This is a genomic window from Rhizobium sullae, from assembly GCF_900169785.1.
Lineage (GTDB): Bacteria > Pseudomonadota > Alphaproteobacteria > Rhizobiales > Rhizobiaceae > Rhizobium > Rhizobium sullae.
This window is the reverse complement of record NZ_FWER01000015.1, coordinates 217559-235472: the sequence shown is the minus strand read 5'-3', so window position 1 is coordinate 235472 and position 17914 is coordinate 217559. Positions and strand designations below refer to the sequence as shown.

Annotated in this window: 19 protein-coding genes and 1 pseudogene; 15 read left to right on the top strand and 5 right to left on the bottom strand. The window is 58.1% G+C overall.

What is annotated here, in order from left to right; all coding sequences use genetic code 11:
• Window positions 1–205 precede the first annotated feature (205 nt).
• From BN1800_RS15840 to BN1800_RS15830, 3 genes are all read left to right on the top strand, one after another.
• Window positions 206–481 carry a type II toxin-antitoxin system RelB/DinJ family antitoxin gene (locus BN1800_RS15840; RefSeq protein WP_207917210.1) on the top strand — a complete coding sequence of 92 codons (276 nt, stop codon included), beginning with the start codon at window positions 206–208 and terminating at the stop codon, window positions 479–481.
• 33 nt (window positions 482–514) lie between these two features.
• On the top strand, window positions 515–829 hold the full coding sequence (locus tag BN1800_RS15835) for a type II toxin-antitoxin system YafQ family toxin (protein WP_244564518.1): 315 nt from the start codon (window positions 515–517) through the stop codon (window positions 827–829).
• Window positions 830–1124: 295 nt separating this feature from the next.
• On the top strand, window positions 1125–1316 hold the full coding sequence (locus BN1800_RS15830) for a twin-arginine translocase TatA/TatE family subunit (RefSeq protein ID WP_086999226.1): 192 nt from the start codon (window positions 1125–1127) through the stop codon (window positions 1314–1316).
• A gap of 27 nt (window positions 1317–1343) precedes the next feature.
• On the opposite strand, the gene BN1800_RS15825 is transcribed toward BN1800_RS15830, so the two are convergent.
• The gene (locus BN1800_RS15825) at window positions 1344–1634 is read right to left on the bottom strand and encodes a DUF6522 family protein (protein ID WP_086999223.1); all 291 of its coding nucleotides are present in this window, start codon (window positions 1632–1634) and stop codon (window positions 1344–1346) included.
• A gap of 226 nt (window positions 1635–1860) precedes the next feature.
• Between BN1800_RS15825 and BN1800_RS43910 the strand changes: the two are divergent.
• From BN1800_RS43910 to BN1800_RS15805, 4 genes and pseudogenes are all read left to right on the top strand, one after another.
• Window positions 1861–2339, top strand: a pseudogene (locus tag BN1800_RS43910) (FAD:protein FMN transferase).
• A 327-nt stretch (window positions 2340–2666) separates the two neighbouring features.
• Window positions 2667–3368 (top strand): CBS domain-containing protein, encoded by a 702-nt coding sequence (locus BN1800_RS15815; RefSeq protein ID WP_086999217.1) that lies wholly within the window; start codon window positions 2667–2669, stop codon window positions 3366–3368.
• Between the two features lie 60 nt (window positions 3369–3428).
• Window positions 3429–3884 (top strand): pyridoxamine 5'-phosphate oxidase family protein, encoded by a 456-nt coding sequence (locus tag BN1800_RS15810; RefSeq protein ID WP_086999214.1) that lies wholly within the window; start codon window positions 3429–3431, stop codon window positions 3882–3884.
• Window positions 3885–4004: 120 nt separating this feature from the next.
• Window positions 4005–4367, top strand: a complete 363-nt coding sequence (locus BN1800_RS15805; protein ID WP_086999211.1) for a YbaN family protein — start codon at window positions 4005–4007, stop codon at window positions 4365–4367.
• A 199-nt stretch (window positions 4368–4566) separates the two neighbouring features.
• Here the strand turns inward: BN1800_RS15805 and istB are convergent, their stop codons facing one another.
• The 3 genes from istB to BN1800_RS15785 form a co-directional block, all read right to left on the bottom strand.
• Complete coding sequence (istB, locus tag BN1800_RS15800; protein ID WP_027507544.1) at window positions 4567–5343, bottom strand: IS21-like element helper ATPase IstB; 777 nt, start codon at window positions 5341–5343, stop codon at window positions 4567–4569.
• Window positions 5344–5356: 13 nt separating this feature from the next.
• Entirely contained in the window at window positions 5357–6910 is a 1554-nt protein-coding gene (gene istA / locus BN1800_RS15795) for an IS21 family transposase (protein WP_086999210.1), read from the bottom strand.
• 569 nt (window positions 6911–7479) lie between these two features.
• The gene (locus BN1800_RS15785) at window positions 7480–8163 is read right to left on the bottom strand and encodes a GntR family transcriptional regulator (protein WP_086999205.1); all 684 of its coding nucleotides are present in this window, start codon (window positions 8161–8163) and stop codon (window positions 7480–7482) included.
• A 335-nt stretch (window positions 8164–8498) separates the two neighbouring features.
• Here BN1800_RS15785 and BN1800_RS15780 point away from each other — a divergent pair, with 335 nt between their 5' ends.
• The 8 genes from BN1800_RS15780 to atzF are packed head-to-tail and all read left to right on the top strand — an operon-like array spanning window position 8499 to window position 16900.
• The gene (locus tag BN1800_RS15780) at window positions 8499–9626 is read left to right on the top strand and encodes a BMP family ABC transporter substrate-binding protein (RefSeq protein ID WP_027509696.1); all 1128 of its coding nucleotides are present in this window, start codon (window positions 8499–8501) and stop codon (window positions 9624–9626) included.
• Window positions 9627–9643: 17 nt separating this feature from the next.
• Complete coding sequence (locus BN1800_RS15775) at window positions 9644–10771, top strand: ABC transporter permease (protein WP_027509695.1); 1128 nt, start codon at window positions 9644–9646, stop codon at window positions 10769–10771.
• Window positions 10771–11697 carry an ABC transporter permease gene (locus tag BN1800_RS15770; protein WP_027509694.1) on the top strand — a complete coding sequence of 309 codons (927 nt, stop codon included), beginning with the start codon at window positions 10771–10773 and terminating at the stop codon, window positions 11695–11697. Before BN1800_RS15775 ends, BN1800_RS15770 begins: the two co-directional genes overlap by 1 nt.
• 35 nt (window positions 11698–11732) lie before the next feature.
• Window positions 11733–12434 carry a biuret amidohydrolase gene (gene biuH, locus BN1800_RS15765; RefSeq protein ID WP_027509693.1) on the top strand — a complete coding sequence of 234 codons (702 nt, stop codon included), beginning with the start codon at window positions 11733–11735 and terminating at the stop codon, window positions 12432–12434.
• Between the two features lie 51 nt (window positions 12435–12485).
• Window positions 12486–14036 carry an ABC transporter ATP-binding protein gene (locus BN1800_RS15760; protein ID WP_086999202.1) on the top strand — a complete coding sequence of 517 codons (1551 nt, stop codon included), beginning with the start codon at window positions 12486–12488 and terminating at the stop codon, window positions 14034–14036.
• On the top strand, window positions 14036–14701 hold the full coding sequence (locus BN1800_RS15755) for a cysteine hydrolase family protein (protein ID WP_086999199.1): 666 nt from the start codon (window positions 14036–14038) through the stop codon (window positions 14699–14701). The genes BN1800_RS15760 and BN1800_RS15755 overlap by 1 nt, the downstream gene beginning before the upstream one ends.
• The gene (locus BN1800_RS15750; protein ID WP_086999196.1) at window positions 14694–15038 is read left to right on the top strand and encodes a cupin domain-containing protein; all 345 of its coding nucleotides are present in this window, start codon (window positions 14694–14696) and stop codon (window positions 15036–15038) included. The genes BN1800_RS15755 and BN1800_RS15750 overlap by 8 nt, the downstream gene beginning before the upstream one ends.
• Before the next feature lie 2 nt (window positions 15039–15040).
• Window positions 15041–16900, top strand: coding sequence for an allophanate hydrolase (gene atzF / locus BN1800_RS15745; protein ID WP_086999194.1), 1860 nt, complete (start codon window positions 15041–15043; stop codon window positions 16898–16900).
• A 23-nt stretch (window positions 16901–16923) separates the two neighbouring features.
• On the opposite strand, the gene BN1800_RS15740 is transcribed toward atzF, so the two are convergent.
• Window positions 16924–17820, bottom strand: a complete 897-nt coding sequence (locus tag BN1800_RS15740) for a glycoside hydrolase family 25 protein (protein WP_051336542.1) — start codon at window positions 17818–17820, stop codon at window positions 16924–16926.
• Between the last annotated feature and the right edge of the window lie 94 nt (window positions 17821–17914).

Genomic DNA, 17914 nt, shown 5'->3' with positions numbered 1-17914 from the left:
CCTGTCCGGCCAGAGAGCCTCGGAATTCCTGAATTGGGGAGAAAATCGCATAGAGTGCTCAAAGCAGAGAGACAATAGCCTTTAGGCTTCTCTGCTGACCTTGACTGCATCGCATTTGAGATACATATATTCAAGTCATCTGACCAAATCGTCCTTGAAGTTGGTAGGCAATTAACTGTTATCCGTGACGCGAGGGGTCTTAGACATGGCTGCGAACACCAAAATGATTCATGTTCGGGTCGATGACGACATCCGTGAGGAAGCTTCCTCCGTTCTTGAGTCGCTTGGGCTTTCGGTTTCCGAGGCCATTCGAGTGTTTCTTCATCGTGTAGTCGCGAGCCAGAGTTTTCCTCTTGAACTCAAGGTACCCAACGAAACGACTCGTGCCGCTCTCGCAGAAGCTCGTAAGATCAGGAAGGCCCGTAAGGCTCGCTTTGCGACACCCGATGAGCTTTTCGCTGATCTCGATGGCAAGAAGTAATCAACTTCGATCGTAGTTGTGCGAGAAATCAAGTTGAAAAAGACAAGCGCTGCCAGACGAGCCCCGCGTCCAAGAGCCTCTGATTATACGAAGCAATTTAAAAAAGACTGGGACCGGTATGACAAGGCCGGCAAAATGGATATGAACCGCGTCATCGAATTGATGATGATGATCATCCTGAAGACGCCACTTGAAGCAGAGTGGGCCGATCACGAACTGTCGGGTAAAGAGTGGAAAGGGGCAAGGGAAGCCCATATAGGCGGGGACTTTCTCCTCGTCTATGATGCCGATGACGACTTCGTAGAATTCGTCAGGCTGGGTACGCATTCAGAGCTATTTGGGCGGTGAAGTCGCAAGAGGCGCGTTGCTCGCATGCAGCGCACTGAATCTTGTGGCATGTGCTCGATAATTCCGTGGATGCCTATGCGCACTGGATTTCGACCACAGTTTTCATAGGCCGTCCGTTACTGACACAGCCTCCGTAAGCAAACTCCCGAAGATGAGCGCGCCGAGCTATTCGAGCGCGTTGTTGAGATATGTCAAAGTCTGCCTCCTGAACGGCATATATTTACGCAAAGGTCTTGAGGCCAGTGAGGCAATCTCGCCGCGAACGCCGCAATTGCCTGAAGTAAGGAGTATTGTAATGGGTTCGTTCAGTGCGTGGCATTGGCTGATTGTAATGGCAATCGTTCTGCTGCTCTTCGGCCGCGGCAAGATCCCGACGTTGATGGGGGACGTCGCAGAGGGCATCAAGGCCTTCAAGAAGGGGATCGCAGACGGGGACAAAGTCTCTCCCGCGCCCGACGAAATAGCCTACGGCCAGATAGAGCAATGATCGGCAATCGCTGACGAACTGCCGCTTTCATGCAAGGGTCCGGCGGCTGGTCCTTTTCATCGTACCAGCCCGCGCAAAGGTCATTTCTTCGGAAATGACCGTATTGGAGCTGTCGAGGATCGCGCGCCAAATGCGGTTGCCGATCCTGAGGCTCAGCCGCCGCTTACCTGCGTCCTCACCTTCTCCCATTTCCACGGTACTTGCAACCAATCCCATTTGCAGCTTTCGCTTGAACTCACCTCCGGAGAGGCCGAACCGCGAGGAAAGCTCTGCAGGGTTCAGAACAAAATCGCCATTGTCGTCACACGTTATCTGCATACTGGATCCTCTTTCCGGCCTCGTCATGATCAAGTCTCTAGGCGACGCACGACAGACAGACAGTGAATAAGTTCGCCTGCGAACGTCTGCGCCAGCTCACGTGCCGCTTGATTCGTGTAGCTCTCGGCAAGTTCGAGATAACAGTCTAGCAGAAGCTCGCTCAGTCCACGAAGGTTTGGCGCTTCCTGGCAGCGCCGCCGTTAGAAATGATCGCATTGCTTGATGCGTGCCGAAGCTATTGGGAGACGACCAAGGGGATATTAGATCCGACAATCCAACCCTTTTTGCACTTTATGCTCACTATTTCTCGGCACCCGGTGCCGATGCGTCAGGGCCGCCGGCTGCGCAGTTGAAGGCGGCATTGGCCCGCATCGGCTTCGATGCCGTCAGGTTCAATCGCGACCGGATCGCCTTCATCCGCCCCGGCATGGCGACGTCGTTGAACGGCGTTGCACAGGGCTTCATAACCGATCGGGTCTTCGACTTATGCGCAATGCCGGTGTCACCAGCAGCCTCCTCAACATGGGCGAGGCTCGCGCGGTCGGCGCTCAGGCGGACGGCAGCCCGGGGCGCGTCGGGCTTGCATCGCTAGAAGACAGCTTGAAGGCAGATGCTGTGCTGGAGATCGTCGATCAAGCCGTGGCGACGTCGAGTGCGGCCGGTTTTCATTTCGACGCATCCGGCCGCTTCGGTCCATATTCTTGACCCGCGCACCGGAGCCGCCCCGCAGGTCTACCGCCGCTTGAGCGTCCTCGCCAAGGAGGCAGCCACGGCATATGCGCTGTCGACTGGTGCCGCCGCGACAGATCCCGGACATGCTGGCTCCTTACGGCGAGGTGAGCGTCGACTTGATGACGATGTCAGGCAAACGCCTTCGTTTTTGCTAACCACAGCCAGGAGCGGTTCATGCGGCCTTGGCCTTTTCCTACCTATTCATTTTGGACGGCCGGGCTTTTGATCCATCTCAAAGTGCAGGATGGACTTTTCTGTAAGCTGCCTTGCATCACACGAACAATGGGTGGGAGGTTCGCCATGCGCGTCAACACCATTATGACATCGACGGTCATCACGATCCAATCGACGGCGACGGTCGCTGAGGCAGCAAATATCATGTTGAGCAACCGTATCAGCGGTCTGCCGGTCGTCGATACACAAGGCACGCTTCTCGGCCTCATCAGCGAGAGCGATCTTCTGCGGCGCAGCGAACTTGACACCGAGCGCCAGCGTTCGTGGTGGCTGGCGCTGCTGGCAAGCCCCGGAAAAGTTGCGGAGGAGTATGTGCGGGCACATGGACGGAAGGTCAAGGAGGTCATGTCTGCGCCAGTGACGACGGCATCGCCCTACACGACGCTTGGGGAGGCGGTCGATCTGATGGAGAAATCGAAGGTGAAGCGGCTGCCGGTTGTTGCGAACGGCCGGCTTGTCGGCATTGTCACCCGCTCGGATTTTCTGAAGCCGCTACGCAAACCTCAGGCAGAACCCGGTCAGCCGCTGCCCGACGCAGCCATCGCAGCGGCGATTGCCGAAGAGCTGGCTGCCCAATCCTGGGCCAAAAATCGCCTTATCCGCGCCTACGTCAAGAACGGCGTCGTGACGCTCAACGGATCGGTGCTGGATGAGCGCGAGCGCGGTGCGGCGATCGTTGCGGCCGAGAATGTCCCGGGCGTCAAGATGGTTCGCGATCAGCTTGCCTGGATCGATCCGAGCTATGGTATCGTCGTGCAGGCACCGTAAGGCTTCCGGCCCGGGGGCTCTCCTGTTCTCGGCTGGAACATGTTTTGCTGGAGTACTCTCATGGCACTGACACTTCGGACTATGACACAAGGAGAGTGTGTTTCCCTGCTTGAACAGTCGCGTTACGGCCATCTTGCCTGCTGCAGCGATGGCCAACCCTACATCGTGCCGATCTACTTCTCCTACGATAAAGGTGTCCTCTACAGCTTTTCCATGCCGGGGCAAAAAATCGATTGGATGCGGTCAAACAGTAGGGTTTGCCTGCAGACGGATCACCTCAGCGACGTCGGCTGGCAAAGCGTCGTGGTGACGGGAGAGTACGAGGAGTTCCCGGATACCGATCTGCTGCACAGCGAGCGTCTGCATGCCTGGTCGCTACTGCAAAGGCATTCGGATTGGTGGGAAATGGGATCGCTCAAGCCGCAGCCTCAGGCGATGCAATCCCATTCTCCGCACATCTTCTATGGTATCCTGATAAGGGAAATGGCAGGACGAGCGGCGCTTTCGGGCGATTGAACCGCCGAAACCTGTGGGCGAGCGGCTTTAACCGGAGTAGAGGTTTTCTATCTGCGCGGCAGATGGTTAGGCACCAAATTGGCCTTCCACCCGGACGATCGTTTAACGAAAGGATATTCCGTGCGGCTGCTGCTTGCTGCCTTTGGTTGGGGTTTCGTTGCAATCGGCGTTGTCGGCATCTTCGTGCCGCTGTTGCCGACAACACCATTCCTGATCGTTGCCGCCGCGATATTTTCTCGCTCCTCCCCGCGCTTTGAAGGCTGGCTGCTTGCCCATCCCCGCTTCGGTGAGCCGCTGCAAACCTGGCGCCGCCAAGGAGCGATCCGGCGGCGCCATAAATTTGTCGCCTGCGTCTCGATGGCGTGCAGCTTTGCAATTCTGCTGGTGTTTTTCACACTTCCGGCAGTCGCGATGATTGCTGCTGGAGTTCCGATGGCAACTGCCGCAGTCTATGTCGCGTCCAGACCTGAACCGGGACACTGAGAAACCGCTAACAATTTTTCGCTCAGCCCCGCTTGGAATGCTCCTGCATGCATGTGGCGCAAGGCGCCTATCCGGGGCTTCCGGTAGAAGAGCATGCGGATTTCGCTAAATAAGGACATCGGTTTCAGAAAGTCGCGGACAAGCGTTTCGCTAAGTCGCGGACAACGGATGCGATCGAGTTCCGGTTGCCATGTTTCTGTTAGGAGTGATTGATTTCGGTTATTTCGCCGCCGGTCAAGAGCGTCGGTGTTTTTCGCTTTCGCATGCTGTCGCCTTCGAGCGTTATGCGGTGTGCGTTGTGAACGATACGGTCGAGTATGGCATCGGCTAAGGTGGCTTCTCCGATCATTTCGTGCCAGGCGGCGACGGGGAGTTGAGCCGTGATCAGTGTCGATCTGCGCCGATACCGCTCCTCGAAGATCTCCAGGAGATCGAGGCGCTGCCTGTCGTTCAAGGTATGGGTTCCCCAGTCGTCCAGCACCAGCAACTGAACACGTGCCAATTTGTCGATGAGGCGCGGAAAGCGGCCATCGAGCCGTGCAAGTGCAAGGTCTTCGAACAACCGTGGCATGCGAACGTAAAGCACGGAATAATCGAGGCGGGCTGCCTGTCGCGCGAAGGCGCAGGCGATCCAGGTCTTTCCGGTGCCCGTTTGCCCTGTCAGGATCAGATTCTCATTTGCCTTCAACCATGCTCCTTGCGCCAAGGCGAGAACGTTGCGGCGATCGAGGCCACGATGGGCGCTAAAATCGATGTCTTCGATTGAGGCATTGGCAAAACGAAGCTTTGCCGCTGCCAATCGATTGGTCAGCCGCTTGTCCGTTCTCATGGCAATCTCACGATCGAGCATCAGGCCAAGCCGTTCGTCGAAGCTAAGATCATTTCCATGAACCTGTTCGCTCAGCTCGCGATAGGCAGTCGCCATTCCGGCAAGGCCAAGGGCATTCATCTGGTCGAGGGTTGGGTGTGTCAGCATCTGGTTTCCTTTCTCATTGGTAGTAGGTTTTGCCGCGGATATTGCCGTGCGCCGGCGCCGGCTTGACGGCCTCACTCATCGCCGGGGCTTGGTCGAGACCGGATTTGAGAATGTTGGCGACGGACGAGTAGCTCAGGGCGTTGATGATCAGCGCACGCTCGCAGGCCATTTCCAGGCGCTCGGATTTGTAGCGCCGCGCAAGGGAAAGAACCCCTTGCGCAGATCGGTAGCCTTGCTCGGGATGCGGCCGGTCGCTCAGCAAACGCTCGATAAAGATCGCCGTATTGCTCCCGACTTTTGCCGCTTCCTTGCGCAATGTGTGGGGTGTCGTGTTTGCATAGCGCTGGTGCGACTTCGGCATATGCTCATTGACGGTAACATGGCCGGAGCGCTGAGAGCTGCGGATATGGCTGGCAACCCGCTTGTGATCAACGAAGATCTCGACGGCCCGATACGACAGCCTAACATCGACCCGCCGGCCGATGAGACCGTGCGGAACGGAATAGAAGGTCTTGTCGACTTCGACGTGGTAATCGGGATGGACCTTGGCGACCTTCCACTCCGCATACTCGAATGGTGTGGCGGGCAGCGGTTTGAGTTGGTTGCGTTCAACCTCGTCGAACAAAGCACGCCGGGATTTGCCGTAGCGGCGCATGGTGCGGTTATTGAGATCCTCGATCAAAGAGGTGATCCGAGTATTGAGATCGGCAAGGCTGAAGAAGCGGTCGTTTCGAAGCCTGGCCAGAACCCATCTCTCGACGATCAACACCGTCCCTTCGGCCGATGCTTTGTCCCGAGGACGTTTGGGCCGGGCTGGAACGACGGTTGTGTCGTAATGCTCGGCGAAGGCGGCAAACGTCGCATTCAATGTCGGCTCGAACCAGAGAGCTTTTGCTACGGCAGATTTGAGATTGTCGCAGATCGTTGTCTTCGTCACGCCGCCGAAGTAGCTGAAGGCCCGTTGGTTCGCCTCGATCCAATCCGGCAGCTTCTGACTGAGGCTCGCATAGGAAAAGGTCAATTGCGACGCGCTCAACACCGCGACGAAGATCTGGGCCGCGCGGATCTCGCCGGTCAGCGGATCAATCAACGGAATCGTATGGCCGGCATAATCGCATTCCATCGCAACACCAGCCACGTGCCGGCTGCGATAAGTGGGTTTGACGCGGCTTTCATATTCGGCAAAGCGGCAGCAGAACCACGTGTAGCCGTATCCGTCTGGATGGGTCTCACGATATTCCTGCCATAGCAAATTGAGCGTTACGCCTTTGCGCTTCAGTTCGCTGGCGATCTTCGGCCAATTCGGCTCATCGGTGTCGCGCGGAGGTCGTCCCATCCGGCGGAACAGCCGCTGCTCGAGAACGTAGTCTTCGTTCAGGCCAGGTGGCAGCGGCCACACTGCAAGTCCTGCTTCTCGAGCCCGCAGCAAGTACGTCGAGACCGACGTCTTGCTTATCTTCAGACGTTCCGCGACTGCCCGTATCGGCAGTTCTTGCTCAAACGTCAGCCGCAATATCGACCGGATGTCCTTCACGTCAGTATGTCTCGCTTGCTTCCGTCTGGGCATCGGGTCCTCGCTCAATACACGAGGGCAAAATGCCAGATCGGCGCTCACGAAAATCGATCTAAATCCGCCAACAATTTTGTCCGCGACTTAGTGAAATCGCTGTCCCGGACTTACTGAAATGCGTGTCCGCGACTTACTGAAATCCTTGTCCCGAACTTTGTGAAACCCGCAGAAGAGCACGCGCATCGTGTTGGTTGAAGCGCAATGGAACCGGAGGATTAGAGGTGCGTTTCGAGGTATGACCTGAGGACCGAATGCGCCAACAACCGCTCCCGAAGGAGCCGCGAGGATGAGTATCGAAGGGCATACGACAGCGCCAGGTGCGAACGTCCATGAGAACCATTACTGCGGCTATGAGGATGCATCTGGCATCCGTTGCACGGAATGGGGCTGTTATGGCTTCGAGGAGCGCACTGGCGCCATGCGCTGGTATTGCCGCAAACACCAGCCGTTAATCTATCGCGGACTGCCTCCACACGGCAGCGTGCAAGGCTTGAGCGGAAATTAGCCTCCGCTCGTTTACTGCTCTCGGCACGACCGGACGTGCGTGGCTTGATTAGCCAGCAGCTCTAATGGTCGCTCTGTTCGCCGGATATGAAGGCGCTGCTGGCGTCGCTGACGATGGCGACGTGAGAATATGCCGCCCGTGCCGCCGCAGCCCCGTCGGCGCGCAGGATCGAGGCGACGATCATCTCGTGTTCGCTGAAGGATTTTGAAAGGCGGCCCGGCAACCGGAACTGCGCTCGTCTGAAGGGTGCCAGACGAGCTCTCGTCTGTGTGACCAACTCGTATATGTGATCATTGTGCGCGCCGCGATAAAGCCGTGTATGAAACTCGACATTGTAGACGGCATAATCTTCATAAGCGCCCTGATGAACCAGGCGGGCGGAATTGCGGTGCCCGAGCTCCATTTCCCTGCGCTCGTCGACCGTCATTCTTTCTGCGGCCAGCCGGGCGCAGATGCCTTCCAGTTCCGCCATCGCCTCGAACATACCGTGTAGGTAAGCCCCGCTGACATTGGAGACGACGGCGCTCCGATTGGGCTCGCGCCCGACCAGCCCCATGGCTCCGAGCTCGCGAAGCGCTTCCCGGACCGGCGTTCGAGAAACCTCGAAGCGCGAGGCCAAGGAGATTTCGTCGAGCCTTTCTCCCGGGTGCATCTCGCCTGTCACAATCATGTCCGCGATAGAGCGAACAAGCTGCTCGACGGTCGTTCCCTGGCGAATGACTTCCTTGCGTCTGTTATGCTTCAATCCAAGAATCCATGCATCTCCATCTGCATACAGATGCGACGCGCTTCCACGGATGTCAAATCATGCGTGCATCACTCTGGTTTTATCTGCTTTTTTCCCTTCGTCTCTCCGTTTGATACGCATACCGCAGAGAGCTGCAGATGGAAGGAACGGCGAAATATTTTGCATGCCTATTTAATAATCTCATTGGCGTGAATCTGCATACACTTTTTGCACCTGTTCCTGATCTTCGCGGCGCAGTGCAATGATATCAATCGCTTAAAATCTGGCATGGGTATTGCATACACTTTCATGCAGCATTTTAACTGGCCACAGGCCGACAGGGGGCACTTCCAATGACCAAACTCCTTTCGATGAACCGCCGAAATTTCCTCCAAGCCTCGGCAGCGGGCGCTCTGCTGAGTGCGGCGCCTGGCTTCCTGTCTTCGCAAGCATCCGCTCAAGGCGCACTGACCGTCGGATTCATCTATGTCGGCCCCAAGGATGACTACGGCTACAACCAGGCGCATGCCGAAGGTGCGGCAGTTATCAAATCCATGCCTGGCGTTACGCTAGTGGAAGAGGAAAACGTTCCCGAAACCGTCGACGTTCAGAAGACGATGGAGTCGATGATCAACCTCGACGGCGCGGCGGTGCTGTTTCCGACCTCGTTCGGCTACTTCGACCCCCATATGCTGGCCATGGCGGCCAAATATCCGGAGGTCCAGTTTCGCCATTGCGGCGGGCTCTGGCAGGAATCCAAGAACCCGATGAATACCGGATCGTATTTCGGCTATATCGGCCAGGGCCAGTATCTCAACGGTGTCGCCGCCGGCTACGCAACGAAGAGCAAAAAAATCGGTTTTGTTGCCGCAAAGCCCATTCCGCAAGTGGTCCAGAACATCAATTCCTTCCTGCTGGGCGCGCGATCGGTCGATCCCTCGATAACGTGTCAGGTGATTTTCACCGGCGAATGGTCGCTGGCGGTCAAGGAAGCGGAAGCGACCAATGCTCTTGTCGACCAAGGCGCTGACGTCATCACGTGCCATGTCGACAGCCCGAAAGTGGTCGTCGAAACCGCAGCCGGGCGCAATGCCTTCGTATGTGGTTACCATGCCAATCAGAGCCCGCTTGCACCGGAAAAATATCTGACGGGCGCCGAATGGGCGTGGGGGAACGTCTATACAAGCTTCATCAAACAGGCACAAGCAGGTGAAAAGCTTGGCAATTTCGTCCGTGGCGGGCTGAAGGACGGCTTTGTGAAGATGAGTCCCTTAGGCCCGGCGGTCTCCGATGAATCGAGGAAAAAGTTCGAAGCAACGCTTGCCGAAATCATGGCCGGCAAATTCAGCGTGTTCAAAGGACCGATGAAGGACAACAAGGGCAACGTTATCGTTACCGCCGGCAGGAGCTTCGCCGAGGACGCGATCGAGCTGGAAAGCATGGATTATCTCGTCGAAGGTGTCATGGGTTCGACGGCCTAGGGCTTGGGAGACGCGCCATGACGGTCGATGCGAACATTCCCGCAATCATTACGCCGGACAAATTTTCCATGCTCGACGCGGTTCGGGAATGGGCAGCAAGGCGTGCCGAACCGATCGTGATCAGCGTGGGCGCCGTCGTGATTGGCCTCGGGCTTTTCTGCCTCTTCATTCTGGCCGTCGGAAAATCGCCGGTCATGCTTTTCCAACTGATGTACACGGGCGGTTTTGGTAGCTGGTTCTCGCTGCAGAACAGCTTGAGCCGGGCCGCGCCCCTGCTCCTGACGGCACTATGCGTCGCGCTTCCGGCGAGACTCGGTCTTGTCATTATCGGTGGCGAAGGGGCCGTGGTGCTCGGCGGCGTCGCGGCTGCGGCTGCGGCACTTCCCATTGTCGGCATATTGCCGCCGCTCGTGGTTTTTGCGGCGATGGGGATCGCCGCGATGACTGCGGGCGGCGCCTGGATCGGCCTTGCCGGATTTCTTCGGCACAAACGCGGGGTCAACGAAACCATCTCCTCTCTGCTTCTCGCATATATTGCGATTGCGCTGATGAACCAGTTCGTCGAAGGGTTGCTGCGCGATCCGGCCAGTTTGAACAAGCCGTCCACAAGGCCCTTGCCACCGGACTATATGCTCGGAAACATCCCGGGGATGGACGTGCATTTGGGATTGGTAATCGGGATCGTCGCCTGCTTGTGCACCTGGATATTGATCGAGGCAACCAGTTACGGTTTCGCGGCACGGATCGCAGGCGGCAATGTCCGCGCCGCCCAGATCCAGGGCCTGCCTGTCGGGCGGCTGATCGTCGGCTTTACGGCAATCGCCGGAGCATTCGCGGGTCTAGCAGGGATGATCGAAGTGGCGGCAGTCCAGGGCAGCGCCAATGCCTCGCTTGCGGCGGGCTACGGCTATACCGGCATCCTCGTTGCCTTCCTCGCGCGGCACGATCCGCTGGCGATCATTCCCGTCGCAATCCTGCTGGGAGGCATCGATGCATCGGGCGGCTTGATCCAGCGTCGGATGGGACTTCCCGACGCCACGGTTCTGGTCATGCAGGGCACGCTCTTCGTCGTCATATTGTTCTGCGAGACATTTTACGGGCGTTTCAAGGTGTTTAACCCCGATCTCTGGAAAAGGACGGCATGATGGACGAGACAGGAGTAGGTCTTTGGGGCGTGCCGCTTGCCATACTTGCCGGCGCGGTTCGCGTCTCCACCCCTTTCATCTTCGTCAGCCTCGGCGAAACTATCACCGAGCGCTCCGGACGCATCAATTTGGGCCTGGAAGGAACACTCGTCTTCGGAGCGATGACGGCCTACGCGGTGGCAGTGATCAGCGGCTCGCCCTGGCTCGGCGTTTTGGCCGCAATGTGCACGGGAGCGGTCTTCGGCCTCGTTCATGGATGGATTTGCAAGTGGCCCAAGGTCAACGATATCGCAATCGGCATTGCCCTGATGCAGTTCGGGCTAGGCTTGGCGTTTTTCCTCGGCAAGCCCTACATCCAGCCCGCTGCCCCGCGCCTACCTTCGATCCCATTTGGTGCCTGGTCGCAGGTTCCGCAGATTGAGGCGGCGCTCAACATCAACGTATTGTTTCTTATCGGAGCCGTTCTTGCGGCCGTCCTGTGGTGGGCATTTCGCAATACGCGGATCGGCATCGTCCTTCGCGTGGTCGGTGACAGCACGGACGCCGCACGTGCCATGGGCATCGACCCCGATCGAGTGCGGCTGCTTGCGACTGCCGTCGGCGGCTCGCTGGCTGCGATCGGCGGCGCGTACCTCTCGCTCTATTATCCCGGCTCTTGGAATGAAGGTATCTCTTCGGGTCAGGGGCTGATGGCCGTGGCACTGGTGATCTTCGCCCGCTGGAACCCCATCGGCTGCTTTCTGGCGGCTCTCCTTTTCGGCGGAGCGGGAGCCCTGGGACCGGCGTTGCAGTCGGTCGGCGTGTCGCAGGGATACTATCTCTTTTATGCCACCCCCTATGTGCTGACCCTCATCATATTGATCGCGACCTCCTCTCCGACACGCGCGCTTGCCGGAGCACCAGGCGCCCTGTCGCTCACCAAGTAGTAGGAAGGGAATATTCGATGAATGCTTTGGGTGGAATGGACGCGATGGTGGAGACAGAAGGCACATATGTCACGGCGGACCCATACCCCTGGCCCTATAACGGAGACTTGAGGCCGGACAATACCGCGCTCATCATCATCGACATGCAGACGGATTTCTGCGGTGAAGGCGGATATGTCGATCATATGGGCTACGATCTTTCCCTGGTCCGCGCGCCCATCGAACCGATCAGAAAGGTCCTCGCCGCCATGCGTGCGAAGGGATACCACATCATCCACACCCGCGAAGGCCATCGTCCGGACCTCGCCGATCTTCCGGCAAACAAGCGCTGGCGTTCGCGGCGCATCAATGCCGGCATCGGCGACCCCGGCCCCTGCGGCCGGATCCTCGTGCGCGGCGAGCCCGGCTGGGACATCATCGACGAGTTGAAGCCGATCGACGGCGAAACGATCATCGACAAGCCCGGCAAGGGCTCCTTCTGCGCCACCGATCTGGAGCTGATCCTCAATCAGAAGCGCATCGAGAACATTATCCTGACCGGGATCACCACCGACGTCTGCGTGCATACGACGATGCGCGAGGCGAACGATCGCGGCTTCGAATGCCTGCTTCTGCAGGATTGCTGCGGCGCTACCGACTACGGCAATCACCTCGCCGCGATCAAGATGGTGAAAATGCAGGGCGGGGTCTTCGGTTCCGTGTCCGATTCCAAGTCGCTGGTCGCCGCCCTTCCCTGATCACATTTCTGGAAATGCCGTCCTCATCAGCAAACAGGAAAGCAAGCCCGAATGAGCACTGTCCGCGATACACCGCTGCCCGAGGCAGGCAAAGCTGTTGGGATCGAGACGCATGGAATGACCATGCGCTTCGGAGGCTTCACCGCGCTCGACAATGTCTCCATGAAGATCCCTTCCGGCACGTTTCACGCGCTCCTAGGCGAAAACGGGGCCGGCAAATCCACGCTCGTCAAATGCATCATGGGTTTTTATCATCAAACGTCCGGGTCACTGTCGGTTGGTGGCAAAGAGGTTGCGGTCGCCTCGCCGAAGGATGCAGCGGCATATGGCCTCGGCATGGTCTATCAGCATTTCACACTGGTGCCGTCGCTCACGGGCGCGGAAAACCTGGTGATCAATCGCCCGAACGTCCCTGCTGTCATCAACTGGGCGAAAGAGCGTGCAGATCTCTTAAAATTCATGGAAAAGATGCCGTTCAAGATCCCTCTCGACCGCCCGGTCAGTCATCTGGCGGCGGGCGAGAAGCAGAAGCTGGAAATCGTCAAACAGCTCTATCTTGGGCGCGGATTCCTTATTCTCGACGAGCCGACATCGGTGCTGACGCCGGCAGAGGCCGATGAAATGCTGGGCCTTGTGCGTGGCATGACCGAGCGTGGCGAACTCAGCGTTTTGATGATTTCCCACAAATTCCACGAAGTGACGAAATTTGCTGACGCCATCTCTATTCTTAGGCGCGGCAAGCTCGTAGGAGGCGGGAACGTCGGGGAATTGAGCATCGCCGATATGGCCTCGTTGATGATCGGCGACGTCAAGCTCGCCTCGCTGGACATGCGCATCCCCGTCGCCGAAACCGCAAAGCCGGTGCTGAAAGTCGAGCAGGTAAGGGCCTCTGATCGCTCCGGCCTCAAGACCATCGAAATCGACAAGCTTGGCATCCGATCCGGCGAGATCGTCGGCATCGCCGGCATTTCGGGAAACGGTCAAAAGGAACTGACGGAGATATTGGCAGGACAGCGGCTGGTGAGCGCCGGCACCATAGAGGTGCACGGTGAAGCCTATGGCGCGACACGCGCCGAGACGCGCAGGAACAGAGTTCGCTTTATCCCGGAGGAGCCGCTGCAGAACGCCTGCGCACCGCGCATGACCGTCAGCGAAAACCTTGCCTTCCGCACCTTCGATCTCAGGGACGGCGGCAAGGACGCCATCTGGCTGAACAAGGGGCGGATGCGAAAGCAAGCCGTCGATCTGATCGCCGACTTCAAAGTCAAGACGGCGTCCTCCTCGTCGCCGATCGCAGCTCTGTCCGGCGGCAACGTGCAGCGCGCAGTCCTTGCCCGCGAACTCACCGGAAAGGTCGACCTTCTGATCGTCTCCAATCCGTGTTTCGGACTCGATTTTGCCGCGGTCTCAGAAATACGCGCACGCATCATCAAGGCACGGAACGCGGGGGCAGCGGTCCTGCTTATCTCGGAAGACCTCGACGAACTCCTGGAACTGTCGGATCGCATCATGGTCATTTCCGAGGGGCGTCTCGTCTACGAAACGCCCGCACGCGGCGCGAACATCGAGGTGATCGGAGCGCATATGGCGGGGCACCACTGATGGACCAGATCCGCGCGTTGCCGTTCGCATTCCCGCTGCAAAAAGGTCATCTGGCGCTCATCGTCATCGACATGCAGCGCGATTTTGCGGAGCCGGGCGGTTTTGGCGCGAGCCTCGGCAATGATGTGAGCCGGATCACCAGGATTATTCCGGACGTGAAGCGATTGATCGAAGGCTTCCGGCGCGCCGGGCTTCCTGTCATCCACACGATGGAATGCCACAAACCGGACCTTTCCGATCTTCCTGATGCGAAACGCAACCGCGGTAGCCCGAAACTTCGCATCGGTGACGAAGGGCCGATGGGACGGATTTTGATCACAGGCGAGCCGGGAACCGCGATCCTTCCTGAGCTTGCTCCTACTAAGGGCGAGGTCGTCATCGAAAAACCGGGAAAAGGCGCCTTCTATGCCACGGATCTCGGGAAAGTACTCAAGGAGAAGGACATCCGGCAGCTTGTGTTTGCCGGTGTGACGACGGAGGTCTGCGTTCAGACCACCATGCGAGAGGCGAATGACAGAGGCTACGAGTGCCTGCTAGCGGAGGAAGCCACCGAAAGCTATTTCCCGGAGTTCAAGGAGGCCGCGATCGCCATGATCCGTGCACAAGGCGCGATCGTCGGCTGGACTGCGCACGTTGATGACATATTGGAGGCGATCGGTGCCTGAGACAACACGCGAGCTGTTAACCTCCAGCGGGTGGAAGAATTTGCCCTTCAACACCTTTCGCGACGGGGTGACGATTCACTGGATCAAGCCTTTCGACGGTGACTCGCCAGGTGTTGCCGTCTTGAAATACGCAGCAGGCGCCTCCGTTCCGCGCCACCGTCACGAGGGACTGGAAACCATCCTGGTGCTTGAAGGAACCCAGTCGGATGAAGCAGGCGATTACGCTAAGGGCACCTACATCGTGAATGCAGCGGGCACCGAACATTCTGTCTGGAGCGAGACGGGGTGTGTTGTTCTGATCCAGTGGGATCGGCCCGTAACAATACTGGGAGGCTAAAGATGAGAGATTTTCCTCCCCTGGACATCGCGTCGCTTCACGGGTTTTACGCTGCGGGTGGCAGTCCGATGGAGATCGTAGAGCAGGTTTTTGCTCGACATGCCGAAGTCAACGATCCCGGCATCTTCCTGCACCTCGCCAGCAGATCGGCGCTCCTGCAGGAAGCGGCGGATCTCGGCGAGTTCGATCCGGTCGCCAAACCGCTCTGGGGAATTCCTTTCGCGGTGAAGGATAATATCGACGTCGGCGGAATGCCGACGACGGCAGCCTGCCCCGCTTATTCATATTTGCCGGAGAGCGATGCGACGGTCGTCCGGCTGCTCAGAAACGCAGGCGCCCTGGTCGTCGGGAAAACAAATCTCGACCAGTTCGCCACAGGCCTCGTCGGCGTGCGGACACCCTATGCCATACCAAGGAATGCGTTTGATCCCAAGCTTGTGCCTGGAGGATCGAGCTCCGGGTCGGCGGTCGCCACAGCTCAGGGCATCGTCAGCTTCGCGCTTGGCACCGACACGGCCGGATCGGGGCGTATCCCCGCCGGTCTTAACAATATCGTCGGATTGAAGCCCAGCCTGGGCGCGATATCCACAACTGGCGTGATCCCAGCCTGTCGGACGCTCGATTGCGTATCTATCTTCGCCTTGACGGTTGATGACGCATGGAAAGTGTTTCGAGTTGCTGCGCGCGAAGACGCGGCCGATCCCTATTCGAAACCGATCCGGGCAGCCGAGCTGACTAAACTCCCGAAACTGGTCGTCGGGATTCCCCAGCGGAAGGATCGCCAGTTCTTTGGCGACACGGCGATGGAGGCGTCCTATTCAAAAGCGCTCGATACGCTGCGAAGTCTCGGTCACGATCTCGTGGAAATCCCCTTTGAGGATTTCGACCGTGTTGCCAAGCTGCTTTACGAGGGGGCCTGGGTCGCTGAGCGTTATGCCGCGATCAGGGATTTCTTCGACAGAAATGAGGCGTCGCTGCACCCTGTCACGCGCAAGATTTACGGCGATGCCAAGCGCTTGTCGGCGGCCGACGCCTTCGGCGGCTTTTATGCGGTGCAGACACTGAAAAAGCAAATCGCACCGATCGTCGCGTCGGTCGACGTGATTTGCGTGCCGACCGCGCCGAGGCATTATACGACCGCCGAACTCGACGCCGAGCCCGTTCGTGAAAATTCCCGGCTCGGTACCTATACGAATTTCGTGAATCTGCTCGACATGTGCGGCATCGCCGTTCCGACAGGGACCCGAACGGATGGACTTCCGGCGAGCGTCACGCTGCTCGCCCCTTCCGGCCGGGATCATGTGACAACCTCGCTGGCTCGCGATCTTCACATCGCAAGCGAAGCAACGCTCGGCGCTACCGGACGACCGCTGCCTCCACAGGGTGCTGATGAAACCGCAAAGGTCGAAGGCATTGAGTTGGTGGTCGTTGGGGCGCATCTGAGCGGAATGCCGTTGAACAGCGAACTGCGGGCGCTTGGTGCCCGCTTTCTAAGAGAAGTCCGCACATCGCCAGACTACAAGCTATTCGCTCTGATAGGTCAAACGCCTGCCAAACCCGGTCTCATCCGCGTCGAACCGGGCGAAGGGTCAAAGATTTCCGTTGAGATTTGGAACTTGGTGCCTGCCGCATTCGGCGCGTTTGTGGCGCAGATCCCCTCGCCCCTGACGATCGGTACGATTGCGCTGGAGGACGGTTTGGCGGCCAAGGGCTTCCTGGTCGAACCAGCGGCGCTCAAGGAGGCCGAGAACATTTCGAACTATGGCGGGTGGCGCGCCTATATTCAAAGCCAGGCAGCGGGCATATTGCAGGATCCATCAGCGCCGAAATCCGCAGCGAGCACAATCGTCTCAAGCTCATGATAGATGCGTTTGGCGGGTGTTCTTCAGCGGTCGGGTGGCTGAATTGAAGACGTTACGACCATGTCCGGTTTCTGCGCCTGTAGTCGAACCGAGCCAAATTCGATCTTTGCAAGGATTAGCGGAGGATCAGGTTCGGTCGGGCGCAACAGGCCCCCTTGCGGCCAGACGCGCTTCAGCTCTTCCCTCGACATCGCTGCGACGTTCACGTCGATGTCGGTAAGCGTGCCCGGCACACGATAGGGACAACGCCGCTTTGAACAATTGCTGGCGGAAGAAAACTGCCAGAGAAAGTAGTTCTGCCAGTTTCCAAGCGGAAAGACCTTGCGGATGTCCGGCTTGTATCGCGCATACCACAGCGGAAGCCTCGCCAACACACTGTAGTCCCGGCGATATGCGGCAATATAACGTGCAGTGTCATGGTTGGTATAAAGGATCGGATAGCGTCCGGTTCTCGCCCTGATATGGCCGACAAATATCTGCGCATCCTCGAGCGACATGAACTGGTTGGCATCGATCCCCTCGATGTCGAGGATCATCAGATCGTTCGCATCAGGCGTCGCGTAGTCGAGAAAGTGATTGGCCTGGTCGATGGGGTTGCCCGGACGAGCGACATGGTAGGCGCCCCACAGCAGGCCGTTTTGGCGGGCAATCATCCGGCGGCTCGTATAGAGTTCGCGGCTTACCGCGTATTTCCGCCACATGGTCTTGCAATGCGCAAAGGTGTCCCCACGGTGCTCTCCGTCGCAGCTGAAGCTCTCGGGCAAGCCATCGGATGCCTTGGAGATAAAGGCCGCGATGCGCTCGTCCTTGAGCAGCGCCTGCCAATCGATCGCATTCATTTCGTAGGCGTCGACAACCAGCGCATTGTTCGAGCTTTTCCACGGTGACACGTCTGCCGCACGCAGGGCTGCTGCATCCATGATGAAAGCAAGCAGACTAAGGCAGGAGAGAATCGATGTTCGGAGCCCCTTCATCGATCCAAAGTAGAATATCCTAAGTTTATAATATATTAAG